Annotated in this window: 13 protein-coding genes; 9 read left to right on the forward strand and 4 right to left on the reverse strand. The window is 54.9% G+C overall.

The genetic code is table 11. From position 1 onward, the window contains the following. The first annotated feature begins 11 nt into the window (after window positions 1–11). A complete protein-coding gene (locus tag JYB63_RS08600; RefSeq protein WP_205657445.1) occupies window positions 12–389 on the forward strand; it encodes a DUF4890 domain-containing protein in 378 nt (125 codons plus the stop codon). 77 nt (window positions 390–466) lie between these two features. On the opposite strand, the gene JYB63_RS08605 is transcribed toward JYB63_RS08600, so the two are convergent. Then, a complete protein-coding gene (locus JYB63_RS08605; RefSeq protein WP_205657446.1) occupies window positions 467–1,387 on the reverse strand; it encodes a LysR substrate-binding domain-containing protein in 921 nt (306 codons plus the stop codon). A 246-nt stretch (window positions 1,388–1,633) separates the two neighbouring features. Here JYB63_RS08605 and JYB63_RS08610 point away from each other — a divergent pair, with 246 nt between their 5' ends. The 7 genes from JYB63_RS08610 to JYB63_RS08640 all read left to right on the forward strand — a co-directional run bounded on the left by JYB63_RS08610 (window position 1,634) and on the right by JYB63_RS08640 (window position 8,018). Then, the gene (locus JYB63_RS08610) at window positions 1,634–2,131 is read left to right on the forward strand and encodes a TRAP transporter small permease (RefSeq protein WP_205657447.1); all 498 of its coding nucleotides are present in this window, start codon (window positions 1,634–1,636) and stop codon (window positions 2,129–2,131) included. After that, window positions 2,128–3,426, forward strand: a complete 1,299-nt coding sequence (locus JYB63_RS08615) for a TRAP transporter large permease (RefSeq protein ID WP_205657448.1) — start codon at window positions 2,128–2,130, stop codon at window positions 3,424–3,426. Before JYB63_RS08610 ends, JYB63_RS08615 begins: the two co-directional genes overlap by 4 nt. A gap of 82 nt (window positions 3,427–3,508) precedes the next feature. Then, window positions 3,509–4,513 (forward strand): TRAP transporter substrate-binding protein DctP, encoded by a 1,005-nt coding sequence (dctP, locus tag JYB63_RS08620; protein ID WP_205657449.1) that lies wholly within the window; start codon window positions 3,509–3,511, stop codon window positions 4,511–4,513. 186 nt (window positions 4,514–4,699) lie between these two features. After that, entirely contained in the window at window positions 4,700–5,062 is a 363-nt protein-coding gene (locus tag JYB63_RS08625; protein WP_205657450.1) for a (2Fe-2S)-binding protein, read from the forward strand. Next, window positions 5,055–6,467, forward strand: a complete 1,413-nt coding sequence (locus tag JYB63_RS08630) for an FAD/NAD(P)-dependent oxidoreductase (RefSeq protein WP_205657451.1) — start codon at window positions 5,055–5,057, stop codon at window positions 6,465–6,467. The genes JYB63_RS08625 and JYB63_RS08630 overlap by 8 nt, the downstream gene beginning before the upstream one ends. Continuing rightward, window positions 6,464–7,603 (forward strand): NAD(P)/FAD-dependent oxidoreductase, encoded by a 1,140-nt coding sequence (locus JYB63_RS08635; protein WP_205657452.1) that lies wholly within the window; start codon window positions 6,464–6,466, stop codon window positions 7,601–7,603. Before JYB63_RS08630 ends, JYB63_RS08635 begins: the two co-directional genes overlap by 4 nt. Before the next feature lie 67 nt (window positions 7,604–7,670). Next, window positions 7,671–8,018, forward strand: coding sequence for a RidA family protein (locus JYB63_RS08640; RefSeq protein WP_205657453.1), 348 nt, complete (start codon window positions 7,671–7,673; stop codon window positions 8,016–8,018). A gap of 155 nt (window positions 8,019–8,173) precedes the next feature. Here JYB63_RS08640 and JYB63_RS08645 read toward each other — a convergent pair whose 3' ends face one another. From JYB63_RS08645 to JYB63_RS08655, 3 genes are all read right to left on the reverse strand, one after another. After that, window positions 8,174–9,523 carry a pyridoxal phosphate-dependent decarboxylase family protein gene (locus JYB63_RS08645; RefSeq protein ID WP_205657454.1) on the reverse strand — a complete coding sequence of 450 codons (1,350 nt, stop codon included), beginning with the start codon at window positions 9,521–9,523 and terminating at the stop codon, window positions 8,174–8,176. A 24-nt stretch (window positions 9,524–9,547) separates the two neighbouring features. Then, on the reverse strand, window positions 9,548–10,933 hold the full coding sequence (locus JYB63_RS08650) for a sodium-dependent transporter (RefSeq protein ID WP_205657455.1): 1,386 nt from the start codon (window positions 10,931–10,933) through the stop codon (window positions 9,548–9,550). A 168-nt stretch (window positions 10,934–11,101) separates the two neighbouring features. Beyond that, entirely contained in the window at window positions 11,102–12,028 is a 927-nt protein-coding gene (locus tag JYB63_RS08655; RefSeq protein WP_205657456.1) for a LysR family transcriptional regulator, read from the reverse strand. Between the two features lie 206 nt (window positions 12,029–12,234). Between JYB63_RS08655 and JYB63_RS23635 the strand changes: the two genes are divergently transcribed. Then, on the forward strand, window positions 12,235–12,981 hold the full coding sequence (locus tag JYB63_RS23635; protein ID WP_205657457.1) for an aspartyl protease family protein: 747 nt from the start codon (window positions 12,235–12,237) through the stop codon (window positions 12,979–12,981). The last annotated feature ends 4 nt before the right edge of the window (window positions 12,982–12,985 follow it).

A 12,985-nucleotide genomic window follows, 5' to 3' on the forward strand; every position in this document is an offset into this window, starting at 1 on the left:
AGTATTTAGTGATGTTTAAAGCCATTCTGTGCACGGCCATTCTGACACTGGGCCTGAGCCTTAACGCACAGGCGTTTGATGCCAATGACCCGCGTATTCAGGAAATTACCGATGCCATGACCGAACAGCTGTCCCTGAGTGATGCCCAGGCGGATCAGATCCATCAGCTGAATCAGCAAAGTTTCAGCCAGTTGTCCGATCTGAAGGCGCAGGGTATCGATAACCGCCGCCAGCAGTTTAAGGCGTTGCGGGAAATCGGTGAGCAGCGTAAAAGCGAGCTGAAAACCATTCTGGACGATGAGCAGTACCAGACATATGAAGCCACCGCGAAAGAACGCCGGGCGAAGTTTAAAGAATACCTGCAGGAGAAAAAGGCCCAGCAAAACTGAAAAGTGCCGGTGATGCTGGTGTTTATCACTGCCCTGCAGGGGCAGTGATTCAGCTGTTTCTTGATGAACCGGGAGAGTCAGTTCTGGAACTGCCGGGCGATGCGCTGCATGTCCTGCCGCAGGATATCAATGAAGGCTGCGGCAAGCCGGGATGCCGGACGGTGGGCCGGTTGCAGAATTGATACCGACAGCGGTACCACCGGCAGAAATGGCCGAAACACCAGTTTCGACTCCCCTTCGCGGTAGTCGAAATAGCTGCTGGCGGTCATCGGGTCACAGATGGTGTAACACAGGCCTTCTTCCACCAGTGTCAGTGCGGGCTGAAAGTTACGCAGTTCAAAGCGGGGGTTAAAACCTGCTTTGGCGGCCTTGAAGGCCCGCCGGGTGGCGATCAGGTTGGGATGGTCTTCCTGCAGTACTGCCAGCGGCTGATCGGCGATATCACGGGGCTGGATATATTCCCGGCTGGCCAGTGGATCGTCTTTCGGCATGGCGCAGACGCAGGGCAGTTCAAAGGTTTCAACCGCCAGCGCAGCATTGGGGGGCGGGGTCTCCGCCAGACCAACGTCGTACTGCTGGGAAGCTATCCACTCTTCAATCACGGCAGATGCCCGCATCATCATGGATACCTTTACTTTCGGTTTATCGCGAATAAAGTCCGCCACCAGTCTTGGCATGATGAACTGGGAAGACGCCGGCATACAGGCGATCCGCAGCCGGCCTTCTTTCAGTGAAGCGATTTCTTTCATGGTGCGGGCAGACTGCTGCAGCCGTTCCAGAATAGCTTCGGTTTCTTCAAAGAAATAGACCGCTTCAGGCTGGCGAATCAGCCGGCCCCGCTGCCGTTCAAACAGCTGGATACCCAGCTCTTCTTCAAGGCTGGCAATCATCGAACTGACCGCCGGCTGGGTGCGGTTCAGCACCCGTGCTGCTTCCGAAATGGAGCCTGTACGCATGACTTCGCGAAAAGCCTGAAGTTGGCGAATACTGAGATTCATTGGCCTGCCTGTCTCTGAAGGGGAAAAAGCGTGTTGCTTAAACCGTTTGAAAGTTAAGGGATAATCACAAAAGCATAAAAAAAATCTATAGAGTAATCAATATTATCGTTTTGATTTTATAGGTTGCTCTCGCCAGTATTTCCTCACGAATAACTATAAATCTGCTGTGTTGCCGCTTCCGCGGATCAGGACCGAAAACCTGACCGGAAGTCATCCCCGCTACACAGCGTTGTGAGGAACCCGCCCATGAATCGATTCGTCAGCTTGCTACTGACCGGGTTGATATGTCTGGTAGCCATCGGACAGTTTGTCCAGGTTATTACCCGTTACGTACTGGAAATTCCGGTGATGGGGCTCGAAGAGAGCCTGCTGTATCCCACCCTGTGGCTGTATGTGCTGGGGGCGGTGAATGCTTCCCGGGAGAACACCCATATCCGCGCTAACGTGCTGGAAATTTTTCTTAAAACCCCCCGTCAGTTCACCATTCTCGCCATTCTGGGTGAGGTGATCAGCCTGATCGTTGGCTGCTGGCTGACTTACTGGGCCTGGGATTTCACCAAGTATTCCCTGCGGGTCTGGAAAGAAAGCCCGACCCTCTACATTCCAACTTTCTACGTGGATATCGCCCTGTTTGCCGGTCTGGTACTGATGATGCTCTACACCCTGATGCATCTGGTGAAACACATTCGCAGCCTGAGTGATAACGATTCAGGTGACAGCCCAGCTCAGGAGTCTCAGTCATGATTGAAGTCGCGTTAATCGCAGTAGCCTTACTGGTCATCCTGCTTACCTTAGGTGTACCGCTGCCGTACTGTTTTGGCGGTGGTCTGATGGTGATGTACTTCCTTGGCGATGTGGTCATGAAGGGCAACATGCTGTGGGGCTTCCAGCAGCTGGGCAATCCGGTACTGCTGGCCATTCCGCTGTTTGTACTGGCGGGCACCATTATGAGTGTCAGTGGAATAGCCGCCAGTTTACTGCGCTTTGTAAATATCTTCGTGGGCCATTTGCGCGGTGGTCTGGGAGTGGTTGCCACTATCAGCTGTGCGCTGATCGGCGCGATCTCCGGCTCCGGCCTGACCGGTGTTGCTGCAATCGGCCCGCTGCTGATTCCGGAAATGGAGAAGCAGGGCTATCCCCGTGAGTATGCGACAGCACTGATTGCCAATGCTTCCCTGCTGGGGCTGCTGATTCCGCCAAGCGTCACCATGATCGTTTATGGCTGGGTAACGGATACTTCGATTCTGGCCTGCTTCCTGGCAACTCTGGGCCCGGGTCTGCTGATCATGACTAACTTCTCGGTAGTAAATGTCTGGCTGGCGCGGAAATTCCCGCTGGTACTGGAAGACCGTCCGAAGGGTAAAGAGTTTGTTGTCGAAGCTACTGGCCGTGGCTTTAAAGCGACCCCGGCACTGCTGATGCCAGTGATCATTCTGGGCGGCATTTACGGCGGCATCATGACGCCGACCGAAGCGGCTGCGCTGGCGGTGATCTACGCCATTCCGGTGGGCTTCTGGATCTACCGCGGTCTGACCATCAAGACCTTCCTGTCGGCCTGTAAAGAAGCGTCCACCTCTGTGGGGGCGATCATGCTGATGATCCTGTTCAGTATGATTCTGTCGCAGATGTTTGTGCTGGAGAGCATTCCTCAGGCGCTGGTGGAATCTATCTTCGCGATTACCGATAACACTACCGTTCTGCTGATTCTGATTAACATCCTGCTGTTCCTGGTGGGCATGGTAGTTAACGATGTGACGGCGATTATTCTGATTGCGCCGCTGCTGTTACCACTGATGACGGCCATCGGTATCAGCCCGATTCAGTTCGCGGCGATCATGGGCGTAAACACTGCCATGGGTGGGGTAACCCCGCCGTATGCATCGATCCTGTATCTGGGTGCCCGTGTAGGTAAGGTGAAGGTTACCAAGGTAATTCGCCCGGCGATGATCCTGATCCTGACCGGTTACCTGCCGGTGGTCTTCCTGACCTCTTTCTGGGGCGATCTGTCGCTCTTCCTGCCACGTTTCTTTGGCTATTAAAACTGCATGATTTTCGGGCAGTGACTGCTGCCCGGTCCGTCTGTGTGTGAAACCTGTAATAAAAACAAATGAGGCTATAAACATGAAACTGAATACTCTGACTAAGTACGTCAGCGCTGCGGTGCTGGCCGGCTCTCTGGGCTTAACAGCGGTTGCTGAAGCGGCCACGCTGAAGATCAGCCACATCCGTCCACAGGGCGCGATCATTGATAACGAGCTGAAAGACTTTGCTGCCAAAGTAGATGCTGCCACTGAAGGCGATGTGAAGGTAAAGATCTTCGCTGCCAGCGCACTGGGTGACTACACCACCGTACAGGAGCGTATCTCTGTAGGCGCGATCGATATGGCGGTACAGCCGGCAGCAACTGCTGCTGAGCGTAAGATGCAGATCAGTGCGTTCCCGTATGTTGCTGAAAACTGGGAACAGGCCAAAGAAATCTATGGCCCGGGCGGTGCGATCCACTCTGCAATGAAGGATCTGTATGCCAAGCAGGATATTACCATGCTGGCGGCGTACCCGGTGTACTTCGGTGGTGTAGCCCTGAACCGTGATGCGGTATCTCCGGGTGATCCGAGTGTTGATAAGGGTATCAAGGTACGTGTACCGGGTATCAAGAGCTTCCAGCTGACCTCTGATGCACTGGGTTACATCAGCTCGCCAATCCCGTTCTCTGAAGCATTCACCGCTGTACAGACCGGCGTTGTTGACGGTGTTGTCGGCTCCGGTGCGGAAGGTTACTACGCGTCTTTCCGTGATGTAACCAAGACTTACGTGCCAGTGAATACTCACTTCGAAGTGTGGTACATGATCATCAACTCCGAAACCCTGGCAGATATGGATGCCGAAGACCGTGAAGCACTGCAGCAGCAGGCGCTGGCATTCGAATCCAAGCGCTGGGAAAACGCTGAAGCGGACCAGGCTGCTTACGAGCAGAAACTGGCAGACAACGGCGCAACCATTGTTGACCTGAGCAACGAAGAACTGGCAGCTGCGGCGGCTAAAGTCCGTGCGGAAGTATGGCCGAAAATTCTTGAAGACGTAGGCGCTGACTGGGGCCAGAACGTTCTGGATCAGATCGCCAAGTAAACCGCTTTTTTAAGGCCCTGGGAGGTGTGTATACCGCCTCCCAACCGGCCGGGGAGGGTTTTACCCGGCCGGTTTTTTCATCAGAGAATTTTGGCCGGTGGCTGATGTTCAGCTGCTTCAGCTACCGGCAAAGTTTTCTGTCAGCAGTTCTATGGGCGGATGAATAAGCCGCCAACAAGGAAGCCTATGTTTCGTTATCTAGCCGATGACGCACCGGATAAGAATCAACAACAGGTGTGCATCATGATCAATGACCGCAAAGTTACCGTTCCGGCTGACAGTTCAGTCTGGGCGGCGATGGCAGCCAGTGGTGAAACCACGACCCGGTTTTCGCCGGTATCTCAGCAGCCCCGCTCCGCTTACTGCGCCATGGGGGCCTGTTTTGAATGCCTGGTGGAAATCGACGGATTGCCTAATCAACAAGCCTGCATGCACCGGGTATATCCGGGGATGGAGGTGCGCTGTCAGGTGATTACAGAAGCAAGTCAGGCGGTGCCGGCGGGCCAGTATTATGAACTCTCAGCTGATCAGGAGGCTGCCCATGACTGACAGTTATGACATCGCCGTGATCGGTGCCGGGCCGGCAGGTATGTCTGCCGCGATTACCGCCAGTGCAGCCGGTGCCAGAGTGGTAGTGCTGGATGACAAGCCCCTGGCCGGTGGTCAGATTTACCGCAATGTCACCGACAGCCCACTGCAGAATACTGACCTGCTGGGCGAGGATTACACCAAAGGTGCCGCCCTGGTTGAACAGTTTAATGCCTGCCGCGCTGAAAAAATTACTGCGGCGAATGTCTGGCATGTAGGAGATAACGGCGAGATTTTATTTTCACAGGCTGGAGCTTCCGCCAGTCTGACCGCCCGGGAAGTGGTGATCGGTGTCGGGGCGATGGAACGGCCTTTTCCTGTGCCTGGCTGGCATTTACCGGGGGTGATGACCGCCGGCAGTGCCCAGGTGATGCTTAAGTCCGACGGGCTGGTACGGGACGATTCGGTGTTCGCCGGCAGCGGTCCGTTGCTGTATCTGATCGTGGCCCAGTATTTACGCTTAGGGGTGAAGGTCAGAGCGCTGGTGGATACCACACCTAAGCAAAATTATATGGCAGCGACGGGACTGTTGCCCGGCGCGCTGGGGCATACGGACGTACTCACCAAGGGTATCGGCCTGCTGAATGAGATCCGCCGCGCCGGTGTGCCTGTGTATAAGTATGCGGAAGATCTGCAGATCCGCGGCGAACAACAGGCGCAAGGGCTGAGTTTTACCGCCAAAGGTGTGAGTCATTCACTGGATGCTGAACATATTTTCCTTCATCAGGGGGTGATTCCCAACCTGAACATGACCCGGGCAACCGGCGTTGAACATGTCTGGAACCGGGAACAGCTCAGCTGGCAGCCGCAGCTGAACAGCTGGGGACAGACATCGGTCGCGCATATCGCCGTGGCCGGTGACAGCAGTGGCATCATTGGTGCGGACGCGGCTGCCCTGTCCGGTCAGTTGGTGGCCTGGCAGCAGCTGGCCCGTTTAGGGCTGATATCACCTGAAGATGCAGATAATCACAGCCAGCCGCTACAGCAAAAGTTAAAGAGCTATCAGGGTTTACGCCGTTTTATTGACCGTCTCTATAAACCCGCTGATGCGCTGCGCAAGCCCGAACAGCCGGAGACCATGGTGTGCCGCTGTGAAGAACAGACCCGCGGCCAGCTGAAGGCGGCATTTGATCAGGGGGCACGGCTGCCCGACGAGCTGAAAGGCCTGACCCGCTGCGGTATGGGACCCTGTCAGGGGCGTCAGTGTGGCCATACCGTGAGTGAATTACTGGCCCAGTGGCAGGGCTGCGAGGTTGAGGAAGTTGGCTATTACCGGTTGCGTTCTCCCATGCGGTTGATCAACCTGACTGAGCTGGCCCGTTTTCAGCCCCATCAGCAGGCGTCTGTTGTGGAGGTGAAGTCATGAATGCGATTGCGGGTGCGCGTAACAAGGCCAGTGTGATCATCATCGGTGGCGGTATTCAGGGCTGTTCCACCGCTTATCAGCTGGCGAAACGGGGCGTGGATGTGCTGGTACTGGAGAAGGACCGGGTGGCCCGCCATGCCTCCGGGGTCAATGCCGGCGGTGTCCGTCTGCTGGGCCGGGATATTGCTGAAGTTCCCCTGAGCAAGGTGGCAATGCAGCGCTGGCAAACCCTGGACGATGAGCTGGACGGTGATACCGGGTTTCGCCGCCGCAGCCTGATCAATATCGCTGCGGATGAAGCAGACATGCAAACCCTGCAAAAGCGTCAGGCACTGATGCACGGGCAGGGGTATTTTCACGAAACCATGATCGACCGGCAGGAACTGCGTGAGCGTTTGCCTCATGTTGCGGATTACTGTGTTGGCGGTGTGGTGTCTGAAACCGATGGCTATGCCATTCCCTATAAATCGGTATTTGCCTTTCGGCAGGCTGCTGCCCGGGCCGGTGCGGTTTTTGCTGAAGGCCAGCAGGTACAGCGCTTGCGCCGGGTTGGCAACAACTGGCTGGTGGAAACCGCCAGCGGCCGCTACGAAGCCGAGTATCTGGTGAACTGCGCCGGTGCCTGGGCGGATCAGATCGCGGTGATGACCGGCGATAACTGCCCGATGACCTACAGCGCTCCCATGCTGATGATCACCACCCGGATGCCGCATTTTGCCACGCCGGTGGTGGGGGCGGTGAGCCGGCCGCTTTCTTTTAAACAGTTTGAGAACGGCACGGTACTGATCGGTGGCGGCGCCAAAGGCTTTGCTGACCGGGCCCATAACCGGACCCGGCTGGATTACGCCAAGCTGGCGGTGGGGGCCAGCAATGCGGTGGACTTCTTCCCGATTATGCGTACTGCCACGGTGAACCGGATGTGGGCTGGGCTGGAAGCCTATATGCCGGATAACCTGCCGGTGATCAGCGCCAGTGTGAACAGCCCCAATGCCTTTCATGCGTTCGGTTTTTCCGCCCACGGTTTTCAGCTGGGGCCGGTGATCGGTGAAGTGCTGGCGGATCTGGTGACCACCGGCCGCAGCGAGTTTGATCTCAGCGCCTTCCGGATCGACCGTTTTGAACGCAAGGTGTTGTAAGGCTGAAACGATTTAACTGTAACCGGTGATGGCGGTGTAAGCGCCATCCTGTAGACGAGGTTTTCTGATGACAATTGAACGTATTGAATCCAACGACCGTATGAGCAAGGTTGTTAAGCACAACGGCACCCTGTACCTGTGTGGCCAGACCGCCAGTGCGCCGGAGTGGGATATCACCGAACAGACTCAGCGTTGTCTGGATAAGGTAGACGCGCTGCTGACCGAAAACGGCAGTGACCGCAACAAACTGCTGTCGGTGACCATTTATGTCCGTGATATGAAAGATTTTGCAGCCATGAACGCGGTATGGGATGCCTGGGTGGCGGATTTTGAAAAGCCGGCCCGCGCCTGTGTTGAAGCCCGTATGGCCCGTCCTGAATTGCTGGTGGAGTTTTCGGTGATTGCTGCCCAGTAATGGCTGGCCCGGTACCGGATACTCTGCTCTAGAGTGCCTTGCAGCCGGATAATACCTGACGATCGCTCAACAGGTTTTATCCGGACTGGCTCCTGCAGCGGTCCATGCACACCGCTGCTTTTTTACCGCCTGACTTCACCCCTCAGGCGGTTTTTTTATATCAGAGCGTTTTGAATTTCATCCAGTATTTGCCAGATCCGTTCGCCCCATGCGGCGTGTTCCGGTTTCATCAGACAGGAACGCACACAGGTGGTGTAATCGGAATCCACCTGTACCTCAGGGAATGCCTTTTTAATGAGGTGCGACGGATAGCTGAAAGTCGCCAGATACAGGTCCTGTGCTTCAGCCTGTTCAAAGGTCAGCTGTGACAACCGGGATATTTCACGGGTGCTGGCAGCTTTCGGTGCCCAGATCACTATGTCCAGATCCGGCTCGAGCGGGGTGATAAACCGGTTGTCAGCGTTCAGGCGGGCGTACAGCTTCAGGGCAGCATCCCGGCAGCGGCTCAGGTCCGTAGCAAAGTTACCTTTAGGTTCCAGCGGAAACATTTCCAGCGTCGCCCACAGAGCAACAGCTGAGGCACCGGCGCGGCTACACTCAAGGCTGATTTCCCCCAGATGCAGCTCATCTGAGCTGAAGTAAGTGTAGGGCGAGTCGTGTTTGTAGTATCGCCCTACCTGCGGGTCGCGGAACAGCACACAGCCGCAACCGTAGGGCTGCAAACCGTGCTTATGGGGATCGACCACTACTGAATCTGCCTGACGGATGGCATCATACGCGGCCCGTACCTGAGGGGTGAGGTTATCCGCCAGCGTGTAGTAGCCACCGTAAGCCGAGTCGATATGAATGCGGAAACCGTAGGTCTCCTGCAGTCTGAGAATGTCCGGTAACGGATCCACCGAGCCAACGCCGGTGGTACCCAGTGTCACCACTACTGTGCCAACGTCCAGCTGCTGCAGTTTTGCTTCCAGATCATTCAGATCCATGCGGGCCTGATCATCCACCGCCACCGATTCGAACGGGATCTGCAGCACGCCGCAGATCCGGCTGTGGGTATAGTGGGCCTGAGACGACGCCAGTACGGTTTTGCCCGGGTGAATGTGATTTGCTACCCACAATGCCTCCAGGTTAGCCAGAGTGCCGCCGCCGGTAAGATGGCCGAGGTAATTATCCCAGCCGTACAGGGTGGCAATTTTGGCAACTGCTTCTTTCTCCATGGCGGAACTGGCCTTGCCACCATCCAGTGCATGGTTATTCGGATTGATCCAGGTAGCCAGCATATAAGCCATGCGGGCCACCGGATGCGGCGGTTTGAGCATCTGTCCGGCATATTGCGGATGGGGATAAGGGTAGTTATCCCACATCTTTTCGGCGACCTGCAGCAGGATTTCTTCTGCCTGCTGCTGATCGTACTCGGTGTGATGGGCTGGCAGATGGCGGTAACCGTCGGCAAGTTTTTCGACCGCTTTGTGAAGGATACCAAGGCTGGCGGTTTCAATAGTCATAAACATTATTCCAGAGTGTAAAAATCAGAAGGCGGCGATCACCAGTACCGCAACAAATGCCGGTACCACATAGCGGATGAAGAAACGGAAAACCGGGATCGCCCGCTGATCAGTGCTGAACATGGCTTCCAGCTGTGGCTGTTTAAGGGCATAGCCACAGAACACCGCGGTTGCGATGGCACCGATGCTCATAAAGACGTTCGCCGTGACATAATCCAGCGCATCGAAGAAGGTTTTGCCGAAGAATACCGGGCTGTTCCAGATATTCAGCGAGAACACTGTCCCCAGGCTGACAACCCACAGACTCAGGGTGGTCAGGGCTGTGGCGGTTTTGCGTTTCAGGCTGAAGCGGCGCTCAAGCCAGGCAACGGTCGGTTCCATCAGGGAAATCGCTGAGGTGAGGGCGGCGATGAACAGCATGAAGAAAAATACTGAGCCGAACAGCTGGCCGTAAGGCATATCACTGAAAATCAGCGGCAGGGAAATAAACATCAGGCCGGGACCGGCGCCGGGCTCCAGCCCAAACTGGAATACCAGCGGGAATATTGCCAGACCGGCGGTCAGTGCCACCAGGGTGTCTATGCCGGCCACGGCGAAGGCTGTCTTGGTAATGGAGCTGCCTGCCGGCATGTATGCACCGTAGGTAATGATGGATGCGGATGCCAGGCTCAGGGTGAAGAAAGAATGGCCGATGGCGATAAAGATCGCCTCGCTGCTGAGCTTGCTGAAATCGGCGCTGAACAGGAAGTTGACTGCGGCTTCAAAGTTACCGTTTGCGGCGGAATATCCGATCAGTACCGCCAGCATCAGCATCAGCGAGGGCATCAGCCAGTTGATGGCTTTTTCGATACCTTTCTCAATGCCTGAGGCGATAATTGCAAAGGTGATCAGCAGGAAGGTCACACTGAAGATTATCAGGGTGACAGGGTCCGCCAGCAGGCTTTCAAAGGTACCGCCGGTGAAGGCTGTATCAACGGTTGCGGTGGTCGTAAAGGTGCCGTTGGCGGTGATCCAGAAGTAATACAGACACCAGCCTGCCACCACAATATAGAAAGACAGAATGAGGTAACTGGTACACACTGCCAGTCCGCCAATGCCTTTCCACATCGGGTTGGCGCCGGCCTTGCGGGCCAGTGTGCCGAAGGCATCTACCGCGTTTTGGCGGGTGCTTCTGCCGATGCCGATTTCCGCCATCATCAATGGAATCCCAAAGAGAAGAATACAGGCCAGGTAGACCAGTACAAAGGCACCTCCGCCGTTTTCGCCGGCGATATAAGGGAATTTCCAGAGGTTACCAAGTCCGACTGCCGAGCCGGCTGCGGCCATAATAAAAGTAAGTTTACCGCGCCATATCTTCGCGCCACCTTCCGTGGTGGTCTGCTCAGCATAGGTTATATTTTCAGTGCTCATTGAGCTGCTCCTGATTGTTATTGTTTTCGGGGCAGAGGTGTCAGCAGGGCTGAAACCACTGATATATCCGGCCTGCGATGTCCGTCCCGGACCGCTGAGACCGTCCCCAAAATTCTATGGAGCGAGAGGCGCTGTCAGAAATGAAATCTGGTGATAGGTGTTATGACTTCAGAGACTGGCCAGAGGTGAAAAGATTGATTTACGCATGATGCTGGCGATTTCTTCTCTGGCCCATTTGTGGGCAGTATCGTTGTGATGAATGCTGTGCCAGAGCAACAGGTATTCATGGTCCGGCAGGTTCTCTACCGGTAACTCACACCATTGCACGGCATGCACCCGGGCAGCGTTCGCGGCAATATGCCGTGGGACAATTAACAACATCTCAGTGGCTGCCACCACATTAAATGCGGATGTATAAAACGGCACTTCATAGGCGATGCGGCGTGTCAGGTTGTGGTGTTCAAGGTAGCGGTCAAAAAAGCTGTCTTTGTCGCCACCGGCACTGATACGGATAAACGCATAGGCGAGCAGTTCGGTTAATTCCGGATGGGTCTGGCGATCGCTGAGTGGATGATGTTTCCCCATCAGTATTACCGGGTAGTCGCTGCCCAGATGTATGCCATAAAGGTCTTCTGGCACTTCATCAGCAATGGTAGTGGCAAAGTCGATGGGCATGCCGCCAAGATTATCCAGCCATTCCGGCTGCCACTGGCGGTACAGCATATCGACGGAGGGGGCTTGCTGGGACAGACTGCAAATGACATCCGGAAAGATAAAATTTGCCACATAATCAGTACAGGCAAAGGTAAACCGGCGGCGGCAATGCTGCGGGTTGAAATCGGTTTCATCCCGCAGGTTTTCCAGTTGTGAAATGATCTCCTGCAAACGGGGATTCAGACGTTGGGCAAAACTGGTCAGAAGATAGTCATTACCGTTACGAATCAGCAGTTTATCGTCAAAGTAATCCCGCAGCTGAGCCAGCTGTTTGCTCAGCGCTGACTGGCTCATATTCAGCTGCTCAGCACTCTGGGTGACATTGCGCTGTTCCAGTAATACCGCCAGTGAACGGAGCAGGTTGAGGTTGAGACGTTCCATAAGCAGCTCCGGCAAATAGTTAACAGGTTAATCATTATGTTGTGTGGTTTCAAAGCACGATAATTCATGCCGGGTATGCGGTCAGGGAATACCTGTTGTACATATGTATAAAATATTCTGCTGACAATCGCGGGGAAAGTTGCTTTTCCACAGGGTTTGCGTTTTGCTTATGTGCTTCAGGATGAGTTACGGAACGGGGGACGTCAGTGTTTGTAAGAATACGTGTTGCAATACTGTGCGGGCTTTTTGTACTGGCAGGGTTCGCCAGTGCGGAAGTATTTCATTATGTAACGGAATCGGGCCGTAAAGTATATGTAAGCAGCCTGCATAAGGTCCCGGCGCAATACCGTGATCAGATAAAAATTAAGCAGCAGGACAGTGCTGCCCTGACCGCTGAAGAAAAGGCCGAAAAGAACGAACAGCGGGCACAGGCCCGGAGTGAAGCAGAGATCCGCCGGGAAATCCGCCGTCTTGAAGGTCTGCGGGACAAAATGCGCACTCCGGTTACGATCAGAGGAAATCAGGTGATTGTGCCGGTCAGGATTGTGACCGCCGGACGGCGTCTGGATCTGAAACTGGTGCTGGATACCGGTGCAAGCCGGACGGTCATTCATCAGAAAGCGTTGCGGAATATTTCACTGAATGTTCGTCAGAAGGGACAGGCGGTGGTGGCCGGTGGCGGCCTTATCGACATGCAACACGTGATTATTGAGCGGGTGAAATTTGGCCCCTATACCTTTGAGAACCACACCGCTGCGGTGATTGAATCCACAGGAAAGAATTTCTCTGACGGCTTGCTGGGGATGGATTTGCTGGCACATTCCGGATACAAAATTGATTTTGCGGAACATGCCATTATCTGGAACGCCGAGCAGTATGAAAAAGCCAATGCGCTGATTGCTGAGTTAAAGGATGAAAAACCGGTAAATTCAGAGTCGAATCCTGATAAGTAATTAT

Source organism: Aliamphritea spongicola, assembly GCF_017051665.1.
Classification (GTDB): domain Bacteria; phylum Pseudomonadota; class Gammaproteobacteria; order Pseudomonadales; family Balneatricaceae; genus Amphritea; species Amphritea spongicola.